The organism is Flavobacterium terrae (assembly GCF_900142035.1).
Classification (GTDB): domain Bacteria; phylum Bacteroidota; class Bacteroidia; order Flavobacteriales; family Flavobacteriaceae; genus Flavobacterium; species Flavobacterium terrae.
In genome coordinates this window covers 1-14,264 of record NZ_FQZI01000001.1, presented here as the reverse complement: position 1 = coordinate 14,264, position 14,264 = coordinate 1, and the positions used below count along the sequence as shown (strand labels likewise).

The following is a 14,264-nucleotide window of genomic DNA, read 5'->3' as shown; positions in this document are numbered from 1 at the left end:
TTTTTTATTTTCGTTATGAAAAAAGCATTAGCCTTTTTAAGTCTTTATTTGTTTTTAAGTTGTAGTACAAGTATTTCTACAAAATTGGTGAACAAAAGTTTTGAAAAATTAAATGATGTTTCTAAAATAGTTGTTTTAGAAGAAAATGAAGAATTACCTATTAATTCTGAGTTTGTGGGAGATGTTAAAATAGGAGATTCCGGATTTACTACAGATTGTGATTACAATAAAGTAATTTCGGATGCTAAAAATGAAGCTCAGAAAGCTGGCGCTAATTTGGTAAAAGTGATAAAGTTGAAAAAGCCTACGGCTCTAGGTAGTACTTGTTATCGGTTAAAAGCAAAAATGTATAGAAACTTAAATGATGATCAGCTTTTGACCTTAATTAATAAAAGACAAGAAAAAAACAAATCAAGACTTCCTGCAGATGCGGACTATGCATTAATTCATTTCTATAGACCTGTTTTGGGTTCAGGAGCATTACTTTACTACAGTATTAAGGATAATAACGATTCAGTTGTTGGGAAATTAGAGAATGGAAGAAAATTCGTATATAAAACGAAAAAGTTTGGAGATCAAACTTTTTATGCTCGTTTAGAAACAAAAGAAGAGATAAAGATTAATGTAGAAAAGGGAAAAGAATATTTTGTAAGATGTGCCATAAAAATGGGGGTGGCTGTTGGTAGACCAGTTCTTGATGTTGTGGAAAATCATAAAGGCATTGAAGAGTTTAATTCCTTAAAATAAATTTTTGTTCTTTTTGTTTTCTTTTGTTAAAAGTGTAAATTATCCTGATTTGATTTGATTTTTCACATGGCTTATCCCTATCTTTGCACCAGTTTTAAAAGTATGCTGTCTTGAGCAATTCAAATACGTCATTTTCAATACAATCTGTTCTAATAGACTTTAAAGAGATAACTAAAGCTGGTCTTGCGATTAGTGTAGTTTTTTCATCACTCGCTGGATACTTGTTGGGTGTTGATGGATTTTCTACAGATAATATATATGTCTTGTTAATGCTGGCTATTGGTGGATACTGCATGGTTGGGGCTTCAAATGCATACAATCAAATCATAGAAAAAGATCTTGATGCTTTAATGGATAGAACGAAAAATCGTCCTATTCCTTCTGGAAGAATGTCTGTTAAAGCTGCGTTTGTTATCGCTTCTCTTTTAACTATAATAGGATTAACTATCCTTTATAATATTAACGAAAAAACAGCCATGTTTGGCGCAATTTCAATTTTCTTATATACTTGCGTATACACACCACTTAAAACAATAACACCACTTTCTGTTTTTGTTGGGGCTTTTCCTGGGGCTATTCCTTTTATGTTAGGTTGGGTTGCTGCAACTGGAGAATTTGGAATTGAAGCAGGGACACTTTTTTTAATTCAGTTTTTTTGGCAATTTCCACATTTTTGGGCTATTGGTTGGTTTTTATACGAAGATTATAAAAAAGGAGGTTTTTATATGCTTCCAACAGGGCATAAAGACAAATCAACTGCAATGCAAACTATTTTGTATACAGTTTGGTTAGTCGTGGCTTCAATTTTACCTACTTTTGGTTATACTGGTCAATTGTATCTGTCGACAGTGGCTACAATTATTGTTGTTTTACTAGGATTATGGATGTTAAGAGCGGCAGTAATGTTGTATCAAAAGCGAGATGATAAAACGGCTAAAACATTAATGTTGGTTAGTGTTTCGTATATTTCACTTTTGCAAATAGTGTATATAACAGATAAATTTTTAAGATAAAAAGATATGGAGGCGATGACAATGCAAGAGCATAAACAAAAGACAGCAAGATCATACAAGTTAATTTTGCTTTTTGGGATGCTAAGTATGTTTATGATGTTTGCGGGTTTAACAAGTGCGTACTTGGTGAGTGCTTCAAGAAAAGATTGGGTGCATAATATGGTGATTCCACCTGTTTTTACTATTAGTACAGTAATGATTGTTTTAGGTAGTATAACATTTCATTTGGCAAAAAAGTCAATTCAAAAAGATAATCGAAAAAGAACTACTTTTTTTTTACTCACTACTTTAATTTTGGGTATTGGTTTTGTTATTTGTCAATTTGAAGGGTTTGATTATCTTTTTAAAAAGAATTTATTTCCAGTTGGAGGTGTGGGGTCAATCAATGTTGCTTTTCTGTATGTTTTGGTTTATTTACACATGGCACACTTGTTTGGAGGAATAATTTCTTTACTAATAGTAATTTATAATCATTTTAAACAAAAATACAACTCAACTCAAACCACTGGAATTGAGCTAGGTGCAATGTTTTGGCATTTTTTAGACTTTCTTTGGGTATATTTGTTTTTGTTTTTGTATTTCGTGAAATAAGAAAAAAACGTACATTTGACAACTTTTTAATTATAATTCTATGGCAACGACAGTTACTACAAGTGCTGAAGGTAAAACTTGGGGCGGCGGAAATGAGCCGATGAATGCAAGCTATGGTAAAATGATGATGTGGTTTTTCATCGTTTCCGATGCTTTAACATTCTCTGGATTCCTTGCTGCTTATGGTTTTTCAAGATTTAAATTTATTGAAACATGGCCTTTGGCTGATGAAGTGTTTACTCACTTCCCATTCATGCACGGAGTGCCGGCGCCAATGTATTATGTGGCGTTAATGACTTTTATTCTAATTTTCTCATCTGTAACTATGGTATTAGCTGTAGATGCAGGACACCAAATGAAAAAGAATAAAGTAGTTTTATATATGTTCTTAACCATTATTGGTGGTTTAATTTTCGTTGGTTCTCAGGCTTGGGAGTGGAAAAACTTCATTAACGGTGAGCATGGGGCTATCGAAACAAAAGGAGGGTCGTTATTACAGTTTGTGAAAGTTGATAAAACTCAACCTTCTGGTTATGCTAGAGTTTCACTTTCTGAATTTGCTTCAAATACTCCAGAAGAGAGAATTCAACACAAGAGAAGTAATGGAGTTTGGTTTTTTGATGAGTCAGCTTTACCTTCTGTTTCTGTGAATCAAGTTGTTGAAGGTTTCAAAGCTAATGAAGAAATTTTAGTGCGTTCTGAAAAGATTGACGCTGCTACAAAACATAAAATCGTTTTATCTCGTGAAGAGTCTTTGAAATTAGTAGAAAATGCTAAATATGTAGTAGAGGGAGCTAATTTAAAACGTAATGAGTACGGAAACAGATTGTTTGCAGATTTCTTCTTCTTTATTACAGGTTTCCACGGTTTCCACGTATTCTCAGGAGTAGTTATTAATATTATCATTTTCTTAAATGTTTTATTAGGTACTTACGAAAGAAGAGGAAGCTATGAAATGGTAGAAAAAGTTGGATTATACTGGCACTTTGTAGATTTAGTTTGGGTATTCGTATTTACATTCTTCTATTTAGTGTAATTAAAAAGATTAAATTATTATGGGACACGCACACGAATCAAACGTTGGTAGAATCTGGAAAGTTTTCGGAATTTTATCTTTAATTACTATAGTTGAAGTTGCATTAGGTATTTATAAACCACATTCATTGCATTTTACAAACGTGTTAGGGATGAACTTGTTAAACTGGATTTTCATCATTTTAACAATTGCTAAGGCTTACGGAATTATGTGGGCATTCATGCACTTAGAGGGTGAAACTGCATCGCTTCGTTGGTCAATTGTAGGGCCGCTAGTATTTTTGATTATCTATTTGGTTTTCATTTTACTTGTTGAAGCAGATTATATTTATGACGTATTTAAAACTTCTACTATTAAGTGGAATTTTTAACAACATATTATTGAAAATTAAATCCCGATTCGTCGGGATTTTTTTATTTTTGTACCCACTAAATTTCTTTTCTAATGAAGAAAAAAATAATACTCCTTACTTTGTTGGCGTTGCCAATAGTTATTTATTTAATATTTGCATCAGCAACACACAATCAACTTTTTTTACCGACAATTTCTAAAAATAATAAAGAGCTTCCTGAGTGGTCTTCTTTAGATGGGAAAAGGGTTTCTTTAAAAGATAAAATTACGGTCTTAGGGTTTATTGGAAGTGACATAAAAAGAAATCAAGGAAATATCTTTAATCTTAATCAAAAAATATATGACAAGTATGTTGGGTTTAAAGATTTTCAGGTTGTAATGATTGCCAAAGATGGATCTCAGGATCAGGTTAAAGAATTGATCGAAAAGTTGTCTGGATTTACAGAAAATATGAGTGCTTGGAAATTTGTTTTTGCAAAACCCGATGAGATTCAATCGTATTATGATAGTTTTCATTTGGTTGGAAAGCTTGACGCTGACAAAAGTACTTCTGAAGTGATAATTCTAGATAAGGATAGGAATCATAGAGGACGAAAAGGTAAAAACAAAGAAGGAATAGAAGAGTACAAAGAGAGTTACAATACAATTTCGGCTGCGGATTTGCATAATGATATGTCTGACGATGTTAAAATAATGCTTCGCGAATATAGATTAGCTCTTAAAAGAAATAACAGCAAGAAGAATTTCCGTTTACACGAAAAAAAATAAATAATGAAAAATAAGTCTTACATAGGAATGGCTTTTGTCATTTTAGTTTTTGGAATCTTTTTTATCCCTAAAATAGTTGAACGTATAAAGAACAATGATGTTGTTAAAGGAGACCGTCTAAATTCTATTGGTGATGTTAGTACAGCTAAATCAGATTTGATGACTATTGGACCAGTGCCTAAGTTTTCTCTAACTAATCAAGAAAATAAAACGATCACAAATGATACCTATAAGGGGAAAGTATATGTAGTTGAGTTTTTCTTTTCAACTTGTCCTACAATATGCCCTATTATGAATAGAAATATGAAGTTTATTCAAGAGAGTTTTGCATCTAATACTAATTTTGGTATAGCTTCAATAACAATCAATCCGGAAAATGACACTCCTGAAGTATTAAAAAAGCATGCAGAGGATATTCAGGCAAAAGGAATAAATTGGAATTTTTTAACAGGTGATAAAGCTACAATTTTTGATATTGCCAATAAAGGATTCAATTTATATGCAGGTGAGAATAAAAACGTAAATGGGGGTTTTGAGCATTCTGGTTTATTTGCATTAATAGATAAAGAGGGTAACATTAGAAGCCGTAAAGACGATTTTGGAAATCCAATAATTTATTATGATGGGTTAAAAGAAGAAGGAGTGAAACAGTTAAAACAAGACATAACAAAATTATTAGCAGAATAATGGAAAACAATACAGAAAAAAAGTATAACGTTTGGATTACAATTTTATCAGTTGCTATTCCTTTAGTAGTGGCACTTTTGTTTAAAGTGAAATTGAAAGATTTTGGTTTTGATGTTGAGCCTCTTTCTTTTCTTCCTCCTATTTATGCGACTATAAACGGTATTACAGCAGTTATTCTAGTTTGGGCGGTTATTTCTATTAAAAATGGAAAAAGAAAGCTTCATGAGAATTTAATGAAGACGGCAATTGGTTTGTCTGTTGCATTTTTAGGAATGTATGTTGCGTATCACATGACAGCAGACGCAACTCCCTACGGAGGAGAAGGTGCTATGAGAGCAATTTATTTCTTTATTTTGATTACTCACATTACCCTTTCAATAGCGATTATACCATTAGTTTTAATTACTTATGTTAGGGCTTTGGCAGAGCGTTTTGATAGACACAAGAAAATTGCAAAAATCACATTTCCTATTTGGTTGTATGTTGCTGTTACTGGAGTAGTGGTGTATTTAATGATTTCTCCGTATTATGTTAATTAGTCAGAAGTTAAAAAAAATTCTTCTTTTACTTATCACTTTTTGCTTACTGCCAATTGTTTCAAATGCTCAGTGTGCAATGTGTCGTGCTTCTTTAGAAAGTACTGGTGATGTTTCTCAAGCGGAGGCAGTCAATGATGGTATAGTGTATTTAATGGTAATTCCTTATATCTTGGTTGGTCTTATTGGGTTTGCTGTTTATAGAATGTATCAAAAGAAAAAAAGTAGTTAAGGAATTATAGTCCATTAACTGTTACTTTTACGTTTCCAGTAATATTTAGAAATGCAATTATTGATGAATTGGTAAGTTGCACTTTTTCAAAAGTGATATCATTCATTTTTCCATTCACAAAAACGCCTGTTACAGGAGAATAATTGTTTAAATATTGAAGCATTGTTTTCTTTCCTTCTTCTAAATTGGGTTGTATTGAATAGCGGCAACTTTCTTTGATTTTAGTCAAAACCATGCCTTGAAAAAGCCAATTGGCTGTTTTCATTAAGCGACTTTTAGTTTCTAAAGCATAGTCTAATTCATCAAAATACAATTCTTTTTTATCTGCATCAAATTGCGGAAATCCAGAAAGATAAATTCTTCCGTTAAGGCTACCGGTCATATCCAATGCTATAATCATTTTTCCTTGTTTGTGCCAAATTTGCACATTTTGAACCACTACTTTTCTTTTGCCTGAGCCAAATACTTGCCCTTTGAAATTTTGTGTCATAATTCTAGATGCATCTTGGTAGGTAGATACAGCAGTAATATTGGCAACAACTCTTTCAGGTAAGTTGGATGTGGTTTTTAGAACAATTTTGTTTCTGTCAAAGTTTGATTTTGGCTTTAAGCCAATACTTGATTCCATCAAACATTTTAATCCAACAGTCAAGTTAACCGAATTTGATTTAAGTTGCGCCTCTGTAGTGTATAGTTCTTGTGGTGTAACTTTTAACCAAGATTGATAGGTTTGGCTCATTTCGATTGGATCGCTTACTTTTTGCATTAAGTCAAGCATGTTCGATTTGAAATCTAATGTTTTATTGAGCGATTCGTCTATTTTTCTCTCAATTTTAGATTTGAATATTTTAATTGTAGGATTTACTAAATACGTTATATAAACTTGTTTTCCTGCTATAGTTACTGTTGGGCTTTCTTGCCAATCGATATTTTCTAGAGAAGTAGTTGTAGAAACTTTCCAATTACTCATTTTTACATCACTCAAAAGAGTGACAGTTCCATTCAAATTGAATTCTCTAATATCGAATAAATTCATGCCTAGCGCATCTGTTCCATATTTTACTTTGGCCCATATTTTTAAAGGAACTATAGTTTTAAGCTTATTGTTTTCTTCTGAAATTACAATAGGAGCACTTTTCCAAATTTTCATTTGAGTTTTATCGTCTTCTAAATTCGAATCCTCATAAATTAATCCATTTAATGACTTGTTAGTTTGAGTTTCAATGTCTTTAAGAGATAAGTTTACAGGAAAACTAATATATGAGGATGTAATGGGGTATTTTATGGGTAATGCCTCATCTGGTTCGGGTTTCATCAATTCAATTTTTTGAGAACTTGAACAGCTATTAAATAAAAATCCTATGAAACTGAAGGCCATAGCAAACAAAAATCTTTTCATAACAATATCTTGATGAGCAAATGTAAATTATTTTCTAAAAAATATTGTTTGTGAAATGTAACAAAAAAGAGAAATCGATGTCTTATTGAGAAAATTATGTAAGATTTAATTGGTAAAAACAATTAGGTTTTGAGATATACTTTCAAATACAAATGAAGAACTTAAAAATTAGCGGTTTACTTGTAATTCTTTTCATGTCGTTTCAGTCTTTTGGACAACAAAAAAAATGGACATTAGAAGAATGTGTAGATTACGCCATTAAAAACAATATTTCCATTAAGCAAATCTCTTTAGATAATCAAACGTCTAGAATAAGTAAGAGTGATGCGATAGGTAATTTTTTACCTACAGTAAACGGTCAAGCCTCACACTCATGGAATATTGGTTTGAACCAAAATATAACAACTGGTTTGTTAGAAAATCAAACAACTCAGTTTACTTCGGCGGGATTAAATGTTAATGTTGACATTTATAAAGGTTTGCAAAATCAAAATCAACTTAGAAAAGCAAATCTTTCTATTATTTCTTCGCAGTATCAGTTAACTAAAATGCAAGAAGATGTTTCGTTAAATGTGGTAAATGCTTATTTGCAGATTGTTTTCAACAAGGAAACTTTAAAAGTGCAACAAGAGCAATTGGCCTATGACACTAAACAGTTAGAGAGATCTAATGAATTGTTAGAAGCTGGTGTAATACCTAAAGGAGATATACTAGACATTAAGGCAACTGTAGCTTTGGATAATCAAAGATTGATTGCTGCCGAAAATGCATTGCTAATTTCAAAACTAAGCTTGGCTCAGCTATTACAATTAAAAGATTTTAAAGAGTTTGATATTGTAGATGGAGATACAGTTGTTCCAGAGAGTTCAATCCTGCTTCAGGATCCAAAAGCAATAGTGGATAAAGCTAAAGAGTTAAGAACAGAACTTAAAATTGCTCAAACTAATGTTTCAATTGCTGAAAAAGATGTTAAGATTGCTCGCGGTGTATATCAGCCAACCTTAACAGGTTTTTACAGTTTTAATACAAGAGCTGCTTATTCAGATAGAGTAGTGGGTATTGTTCCAAATGCTTCTAATCCAACTTCAGTGATTGGATATGTTGATGGGACAGGTCAGCAAGTAGTTCAACCAAATTTTTCCCCGATTCTAGGAAAGCCTGACGCTATTTTTAATCAGTTTAGTGATAATAAAGGTCAAAACTTTGGATTGTCACTTCAGGTGCCAATTTTTAATGGTTTTGCAGCTAGAAATAATGTTTCAAGATCAAAGATTGCTTTAGAGCGTTCAAAAATTGCATTGCAACAATCAGAAATTGATTTAGAAAGAACAGTTTACACAGCTTATACAGATACAAAAGGTGCACAAAAATCATACGAAGCAGCTTTAGTAACTTTTGAAGCTAGACAAAGCGCTCTTGAATATGCAAAGGAAAGATATGAAGTAGGACTTATGAATGTTTTTGACTACAATCAAGCACAAAATATGTTTATTAATGCTCAATCGGAAGTATTAAGAACAAAATACGACTATATTTTTAGAACCAAAATTTTAGAATTTTATTTCGGTATTCCGATTTTTTCAAAATAATACTATCATGACAAAAAAGACTAAATATATACTACTTGGAGGAACTGTTTTGTTCATAGTTGCTTTACTAGGTTTAAGCAAAAGTGGAGTAATTGGTAACAAAAAGAAGGGTACTGAGGTTGAAATTACTAATGTTGAACAACGAACTGTTGTTGAAACTGTTTCGGCTACAGGAAAAATTCAACCTGAAGTAGAAGTTAAAATATCTTCAGAAGTTTCGGGTGAAATTATTGCTTTGCCAGTTAAAGAAGGGCAAATAGTTAAAAAAGGAGATTTGTTGGTTAGAGTTAATCCAGAATTATATGTTTCAGGATTAAATAGATCAAAATCTGGATTGTCTAATACTAAAGCAGGTTTAAGCCAAGCAGATGCTCAGTTTAAAGAAGCAAAATCAAATTACGATCGTAATAAGAAACTTTTTGATAAAGGTGTTATTTCACGTTCAGAATGGGAAAAAACAGTAGCTACTTTTGAAGGAGCTCAAGCAGCCAAACAAGCAGCATATTATAATGTTGAGAGCGCAGCAGCAACTGTAAGTGAATCAAAAGAAAACTTAGGGAAAACCGCTATTTATGCACCAGTAGACGGGACTATTTCGAAACTCGATGTTGAGTTAGGTGAACGAGTTTTAGGAACACAACAAATGGCAGGTACAGAAATGATGCGTGTAGCCAATCTAAACAATATGGAGGTTGAAGTTGATGTAAATGAAAATGATATTGTAAAAATTGAGATTGGAGATTCTGCAAAAGTTGAAGTAGATGCGTATCTAAAAAAAGAATTTAAAGGTGTAGTAACAAGTATCTCAAATTCTGCAAGTACTGCACTTTCTGCTGATCAAGTAACTAATTTTAAAGTAAAAGTTAGAATTTTAAAAGAGTCTTATGCAGATTTGGTTAAAGGGAAACCATCAAATTTTTCACCGTTTAGACCAGGAATGACAGCTACAGTTGATATCATCACAGAAAGAAAAGAAAATATTGTAGCAGTGCCTATTAGTGCTGTAGTAATGAGAACTGATACAACAGCAGCCAGAAATACTTTTGTTGATGAAAATTCTGAAGCAGAAAACTCTGATGGTAAACCAACAGTAAAAAGTGAAAAGCGCTACGAATGTGTTTTTGTAAAAAATGGTGATAAAGTCAAATTAAGAATTATAACAACTGGTATTCAAGATGATACTTTTATCGAAGTACTTAGTGGTTTGAAAAAAGGTGAAACTATTGTTTCAGGACCTTATACGGTTGTTACTAAAGAACTTAATCCAGGAGATCAAGTATATGTAAAGACTAAGGAAGAGAAGGAAGCTGAAAATAAAAAACTAAAAGAAAATAAAACTAGCTAAAAATTAAATTTTAATTGATTATTTATAAAAGCTCTTTAACTTTTAAAGTTTTGGAGCTTTTTGTTTTTTAATACCTTTGTGCTTATAATAAATAGCTATGACTTATATTCTTTCTATAGAAACATCAACAAAAAATTGTTCAGTATCATTATCATTAAATGGAGAAACAATTAGTACCAGAGAGGCTTTTGAAGATGGTTATTCTCATGCAGAGAAGCTGCACGTTTTTATTGAAGAGGTTTTGAAAGAATCTGAAATTGAATTTTCTAAGTTAAATGCAGTTGCTGTAAGTCAAGGTCCTGGATCTTATACAGGATTGAGAATTGGCGTTTCTGCCGCCAAAGGAATTTGTTACGCTTTAAGCATTCCTTTAATTGCTTTAGATACTTTAGAAATTTTAGCTCGTGAACTTTCTGTAAATGATGATGTGGTTGTTCCAATGATAGATGCTAGAAGGATGGAATGTTACACAGCAATTTTCAGCTCTGATTTTAATTTAATTAGAGAAGTCAAATCTGAAATAATTAATGAAGAGTCTTTTTCTGAAATTGAAAATAAAATACATTTTTTAGGTGATGGAGCATCAAAATGTAAAGAGGTTTTAAAAGGAGACAAGTTTATTTATCATGATGAGTATGTTTTCCCTTCTTCAAAGCAAATGGGAAATTTAGCATTTGAAAAATATAAAAAAAGCGACACAGTTAATGTCGCTTACTTTGAGCCTTTTTATTTAAAAGATTTTATGATAACTACATCTTCTAAATAAATTACTATTTAGTTTCTTCTGAAGGAGTATCGTTTAATTTTTCATCAACAAAATTATTGGCTTTCTCTTCAGCTGTATCTACAGCTCCATGAGCTAATTCTTCAACTTTATCTATAACGGCGTCAGCTTTTTCTTTTACTGTTTCTACAATATTATCGATTGTTTCTGCTGCTTGCGGTACAAATTCTTTAACTTTTTCACCTGCTTTTTCAGCAAAATCTTCAACTTTGTCAACAAGTGGCGCTGCACTTTCTTTTGCTTTAGCAATAGCGTCATCAGCAAAATCACTTACTTTTTCAGTGATTTCCTCTACTTTTTCTTTTGAACCAAATAGATTCTTAAAAAAACTTCCAATTCCCATTTTGTTTTGATTTTAAGTTAATTACAGTAATATTACGAATTTTTTTATTAAAATAGAATAAAAAAGCACTTCGTTGGAAGTGCTTAATTTTTTAATTTTTTATTCTATTTCGAAAGTTAATTTTAAATTAACTCGATACTCAGTCACTTTACCGTCTTTTACTGTGGCACTTTGATCTTGTACATACACAGAACGAATGTTCTTAACTGATTTTGATGCTTTTTCCACCGCTTTTGCTGTAGCATCTTCCCAGCTTGTTGTTGAACTTGACAGAACTTCAATTACTTTTAATACTGACATAACATAGATATTTTTAGTTGTTAATTAGTATTAAAGTTATGAATTTAAAAATTAATAACAGAAATCTTAACCGTTTAATGCTTCCACTTTAAGCTCTTGATCATGAAGCATTTCTTTTAACATGTTTTCAATACCGTTTTTAAGAGTGAATGTTGACGAGGGACATCCGCTGCAGGCTCCTTGTAAAATTACTTTTACTGTTTTATCGTTTTCAGAAAAAGAATCAAACAAAATATTTCCACCATCAGCAGCAACGGCAGGTTTTATATATTCTTCTATGATGTTAATTATTTTTTGAGAAGTAACATCTAGATTATCAAAATTCTTGATTTGCTGTTTTTCTTGTTTATCTAAAGTTTCAATTTTTGTTTCATCAACAGCAATTTTTCCACTTTCTATAAACTCTTTTATAAAAGTTCGGACTTCATTAGTAACATCTTGCCATTCACTAACTGAATATTTAGTTACAGAAATGTAATTTTCATCAATAAAAACTTCTTTAACAAAAGGGAAGTTGAATAATTCTTTTGCTAGAGGCGAAGCTTGTGTTTCATCAATATTTTTACATTCAACAATGCTCTTTGTAAGTAGCCTACTTGCAACAAATTTCATCACTGAAGGGTTCGGGGTGCTTTCTGCATAAACAGTTAGTGCAACTTTTTTGTTTTCTTCCTTTGGCTTTACTACTTCTCCACCAGCGTTAACATAGGCTTCCATTTGTTCAGCAACTTCTAGTTTAACATCATCCCATTCTACAATGCTAAATTTTTCAATTGCTATGAAGTTTCCTGAAATATATACTGTTTTTACGAATGGTAGATAAAAAAGCTGTTGTGCAAGAGGTGAATCTTTACACTCGTCGATATTTTTAAACTCAAAACTTTGATTTGGGCTAATAAAATAAGAAAATTCAAATTTTAAAATATTCGGATTTTGAGTGCTTTTTATGGTAATTAATTTCATTACTGTGATTTTTTTTGCAAAATTAACAAACAAAATCCATTTGAAAGTGTAAATTTGGCAAATTATAACTTTTTAACGTTTATTTTAACACACAACTATAAATGAAGAAACTTTACTTATTGTTTTTACTGTTTTTTGTGTTTTTTGCTCAAGCACAGCTTACAGTAAACAATACTCAAACACCAGCACAGTTAGTGCAAAACGCTTTGGTGGGTAATGGAGTCACTCCATTTAATATAAAATTTAACGGTTCAACAGTAAATGCTAATGTTGTTAGAGATCAGGTGGGTGAATTTACTACTAATTTTAATCCTACTAATTTAGGTTTGGATCGAGGTTTGATTATGACTACTGGTAAAACACAAGTTGCACTTGGTCCGAATAATGTTCCTGGCGCTAGTAGTCCTCCTGCTTTTCCTTTTGTTGGAGATCCTGATTTATATTTGTCAATTAATCCTCCAGGGACACAACCTATAAATATTAAAGAGATTGATAATGTGGCCGTTTTAGAATTCGATTTTTTGGCGACTGGTCCAAGTTTGCGATTCGATTATGTCTTTGCATCTGAAGAATATCCAGATTATGTTAATGCAAGTTTTAATGACACTTTTGGGTTTTTCTTAAGTGGTCCAGGGATTTCAGGTCCTTACAGTGGAAGTGCTATAAATATAGCTTTGATTCCTAATACAGCTATTCCGGTTTCTATTAATACTGTTAATAATGGACTCAATAATAGTGGTGTTTGTACAAATTGTGCTTATTATTATAATAATTCTAATATTGGTGTGAATCCTACAACATGGAATCCGGCTTACACCGTACAGTATGATGGTTTTACAAGAGGCTTGAGTGCTCAAGCTGAACTTTTGTGTGGACAGGTATATCACATTAAATTGGCTATTGCTAACGTAGAGGATGACGCATTCGATTCTGCAGTCTTTCTTAAAGATTTCGAAATCGAACCAATGGTGCTTACTGACGGCTCTGGAGCTGATTCTTATTTAGGATGTGAAGGTTCAGTTATCATTAATTCTGGACTAAGCCCAACTGGTAACACTTTTGTTTGGACACAAAATACTAATGTAATGACTGGAGTTAATACCCCATCCATTACTGTTACAGAACCAGGTAATTATCAATTAAGTGTTTATAATTCTACTGGATGTTTGATAGCTCAAGATGATATTGATGTTACTTATTACACAAATCCTTTAATAGTGCCTCAAGATTTAGTTGCTTGTACTACTGCAACTGGTCCTCCTTATACATATGACATAAATCAGAATACTTATATGCTTGATGGTCAAAGTCCTTCAGATTTCAGTTTCGTATATCATTCTGGTTCTGCTACAGGTCCTGTTATACCAAACGGGAATTTAGCTGCTTATTCTAGTACAGGTACAGGAGAGTCTATTTGGGTTGTGATCGAGGATTTAAATAATACGGGATGTACTTTTGAAACATCTTTTCTTTTAAATACTACCCCTGGTCCTAGTGGCAGTTTTAGTTATGCCTCATCATCATATTGTGAGTCTATTACTACGCCAGTTGCTGTGACTTTATCGGGATTAACATCTGGG

General features: G+C 32.0%; 17 protein-coding genes. 13 read left to right on the top strand and 4 right to left on the bottom strand.

The genetic code is table 11. The features are described from left to right. The first annotated feature begins 15 nt into the window (after positions 1-15). The 9 genes from BUC09_RS00085 (at position 16) to BUC09_RS14995 (ending at position 5,961) form a co-directional block, all read left to right on the top strand. Positions 16-747 carry a hypothetical protein gene (locus BUC09_RS00085; protein WP_073307486.1) on the top strand — a complete coding sequence of 244 codons (732 nt, stop codon included), beginning with the start codon at positions 16-18 and terminating at the stop codon, positions 745-747. 110 nt (positions 748-857) lie between these two features. Beyond that, on the top strand, positions 858-1,760 hold the full coding sequence (gene cyoE, locus BUC09_RS00080; RefSeq protein ID WP_073307484.1) for a heme o synthase: 903 nt from the start codon (positions 858-860) through the stop codon (positions 1,758-1,760). 6 nt (positions 1,761-1,766) lie between these two features. Then, positions 1,767-2,351: a cytochrome c oxidase subunit 3 gene (locus BUC09_RS00075; protein ID WP_073307481.1), complete on the top strand. Its 585-nt coding sequence runs from the start codon at positions 1,767-1,769 to the stop codon at positions 2,349-2,351. A 40-nt stretch (positions 2,352-2,391) separates the two neighbouring features. Next, on the top strand, positions 2,392-3,387 hold the full coding sequence (locus BUC09_RS00070) for a cytochrome c oxidase subunit 3 (protein WP_073307479.1): 996 nt from the start codon (positions 2,392-2,394) through the stop codon (positions 3,385-3,387). Between the two features lie 19 nt (positions 3,388-3,406). Continuing rightward, on the top strand, positions 3,407-3,757 hold the full coding sequence (locus tag BUC09_RS00065) for a cytochrome C oxidase subunit IV family protein (protein WP_073307477.1): 351 nt from the start codon (positions 3,407-3,409) through the stop codon (positions 3,755-3,757). Positions 3,758-3,831: 74 nt separating this feature from the next. Beyond that, on the top strand, positions 3,832-4,506 hold the full coding sequence (locus tag BUC09_RS00060; RefSeq protein WP_073307475.1) for a hypothetical protein: 675 nt from the start codon (positions 3,832-3,834) through the stop codon (positions 4,504-4,506). A gap of 3 nt (positions 4,507-4,509) precedes the next feature. Further along, positions 4,510-5,193 (top strand): SCO family protein, encoded by a 684-nt coding sequence (locus BUC09_RS00055; RefSeq protein ID WP_143161832.1) that lies wholly within the window; start codon positions 4,510-4,512, stop codon positions 5,191-5,193. After that, on the top strand, positions 5,193-5,732 hold the full coding sequence (locus tag BUC09_RS00050) for a DUF420 domain-containing protein (protein WP_073307471.1): 540 nt from the start codon (positions 5,193-5,195) through the stop codon (positions 5,730-5,732). Before BUC09_RS00055 ends, BUC09_RS00050 begins: the two co-directional genes overlap by 1 nt. Before the next feature lie 76 nt (positions 5,733-5,808). After that, positions 5,809-5,961 carry a hypothetical protein gene (locus BUC09_RS14995; protein ID WP_394332997.1) on the top strand — a complete coding sequence of 51 codons (153 nt, stop codon included), beginning with the start codon at positions 5,809-5,811 and terminating at the stop codon, positions 5,959-5,961. 4 nt (positions 5,962-5,965) lie between these two features. Here the strand turns inward: BUC09_RS14995 and BUC09_RS00040 are convergent, their stop codons facing one another. Continuing rightward, complete coding sequence (locus BUC09_RS00040) at positions 5,966-7,276, bottom strand: DUF4403 family protein (protein WP_234972507.1); 1,311 nt, start codon at positions 7,274-7,276, stop codon at positions 5,966-5,968. Positions 7,277-7,512: 236 nt separating this feature from the next. Between BUC09_RS00040 and BUC09_RS00035 the strand changes: the two genes are divergently transcribed. The 3 genes from BUC09_RS00035 (at position 7,513) to tsaB (ending at position 11,060) form a co-directional block, all read left to right on the top strand. After that, entirely contained in the window at positions 7,513-8,949 is a 1,437-nt protein-coding gene (locus BUC09_RS00035; RefSeq protein WP_073307467.1) for a TolC family protein, read from the top strand. A gap of 7 nt (positions 8,950-8,956) precedes the next feature. Beyond that, positions 8,957-10,294, top strand: coding sequence for an efflux RND transporter periplasmic adaptor subunit (locus BUC09_RS00030; protein ID WP_073307465.1), 1,338 nt, complete (start codon positions 8,957-8,959; stop codon positions 10,292-10,294). A gap of 97 nt (positions 10,295-10,391) precedes the next feature. Further along, positions 10,392-11,060: a tRNA (adenosine(37)-N6)-threonylcarbamoyltransferase complex dimerization subunit type 1 TsaB gene (gene tsaB, locus BUC09_RS00025; RefSeq protein WP_073307463.1), complete on the top strand. Its 669-nt coding sequence runs from the start codon at positions 10,392-10,394 to the stop codon at positions 11,058-11,060. A 4-nt stretch (positions 11,061-11,064) separates the two neighbouring features. On the opposite strand, the gene BUC09_RS00020 is transcribed toward tsaB, so the two are convergent. The 3 genes from BUC09_RS00020 to BUC09_RS00010 form a co-directional block, all read right to left on the bottom strand. Further along, positions 11,065-11,421 carry a YtxH domain-containing protein gene (locus tag BUC09_RS00020; protein ID WP_073307461.1) on the bottom strand — a complete coding sequence of 119 codons (357 nt, stop codon included), beginning with the start codon at positions 11,419-11,421 and terminating at the stop codon, positions 11,065-11,067. A 99-nt stretch (positions 11,422-11,520) separates the two neighbouring features. Then, on the bottom strand, positions 11,521-11,721 hold the full coding sequence (locus tag BUC09_RS00015) for a dodecin family protein (protein WP_073307459.1): 201 nt from the start codon (positions 11,719-11,721) through the stop codon (positions 11,521-11,523). Positions 11,722-11,787: 66 nt separating this feature from the next. Continuing rightward, positions 11,788-12,684 carry a NifU family protein gene (locus BUC09_RS00010; protein WP_073308980.1) on the bottom strand — a complete coding sequence of 299 codons (897 nt, stop codon included), beginning with the start codon at positions 12,682-12,684 and terminating at the stop codon, positions 11,788-11,790. Between the two features lie 101 nt (positions 12,685-12,785). Here BUC09_RS00010 and BUC09_RS00005 point away from each other — a divergent pair. Further along, positions 12,786-14,264: choice-of-anchor L domain-containing protein (locus BUC09_RS00005; protein ID WP_200778465.1), on the top strand; the 1,479-nt coding region annotated here is incomplete at its 3' end.

What these genes read in the sequence shown, in the direction of transcription:
- BUC09_RS00085 (WP_073307486.1), top strand. Translation starts at nt 16, where the DNA reads ATGAAAAAAGCATTAGCCTTTTTAAGTCTTTATTTGTTTTTAAGTTGT.
- BUC09_RS00075 (WP_073307481.1), top strand. Translation starts at nt 1,767, where the DNA reads ATGGAGGCGATGACAATGCAAGAGCATAAACAAAAGACAGCAAGATCA.
- BUC09_RS00070 (WP_073307479.1), top strand. Translation starts at nt 2,392, where the DNA reads ATGGCAACGACAGTTACTACAAGTGCTGAAGGTAAAACTTGGGGCGGC.
- BUC09_RS00065 (WP_073307477.1), top strand. Translation starts at nt 3,407, where the DNA reads ATGGGACACGCACACGAATCAAACGTTGGTAGAATCTGGAAAGTTTTC.
- BUC09_RS00060 (WP_073307475.1), top strand. Translation starts at nt 3,832, where the DNA reads ATGAAGAAAAAAATAATACTCCTTACTTTGTTGGCGTTGCCAATAGTT.
- BUC09_RS00055 (WP_143161832.1), top strand. Translation starts at nt 4,510, where the DNA reads ATGAAAAATAAGTCTTACATAGGAATGGCTTTTGTCATTTTAGTTTTT.
- BUC09_RS00050 (WP_073307471.1), top strand. Translation starts at nt 5,193, where the DNA reads ATGGAAAACAATACAGAAAAAAAGTATAACGTTTGGATTACAATTTTA.
- BUC09_RS14995 (WP_394332997.1), top strand. Translation starts at nt 5,809, where the DNA reads ATGTGTCGTGCTTCTTTAGAAAGTACTGGTGATGTTTCTCAAGCGGAG.
- BUC09_RS00040 (WP_234972507.1), bottom strand. Translation starts at nt 7,276, where the DNA reads ATGAAACCCGAACCAGATGAGGCATTACCCATAAAATACCCCATTACA.
- BUC09_RS00035 (WP_073307467.1), top strand. Translation starts at nt 7,513, where the DNA reads ATGAAGAACTTAAAAATTAGCGGTTTACTTGTAATTCTTTTCATGTCG.
- BUC09_RS00030 (WP_073307465.1), top strand. Translation starts at nt 8,957, where the DNA reads ATGACAAAAAAGACTAAATATATACTACTTGGAGGAACTGTTTTGTTC.
- tsaB (WP_073307463.1), top strand. Translation starts at nt 10,392, where the DNA reads ATGACTTATATTCTTTCTATAGAAACATCAACAAAAAATTGTTCAGTA.
- BUC09_RS00020 (WP_073307461.1), bottom strand. Translation starts at nt 11,421, where the DNA reads ATGGGAATTGGAAGTTTTTTTAAGAATCTATTTGGTTCAAAAGAAAAA.
- BUC09_RS00015 (WP_073307459.1), bottom strand. Translation starts at nt 11,721, where the DNA reads ATGTCAGTATTAAAAGTAATTGAAGTTCTGTCAAGTTCAACAACAAGC.
- BUC09_RS00010 (WP_073308980.1), bottom strand. Translation starts at nt 12,684, where the DNA reads ATGAAATTAATTACCATAAAAAGCACTCAAAATCCGAATATTTTAAAA.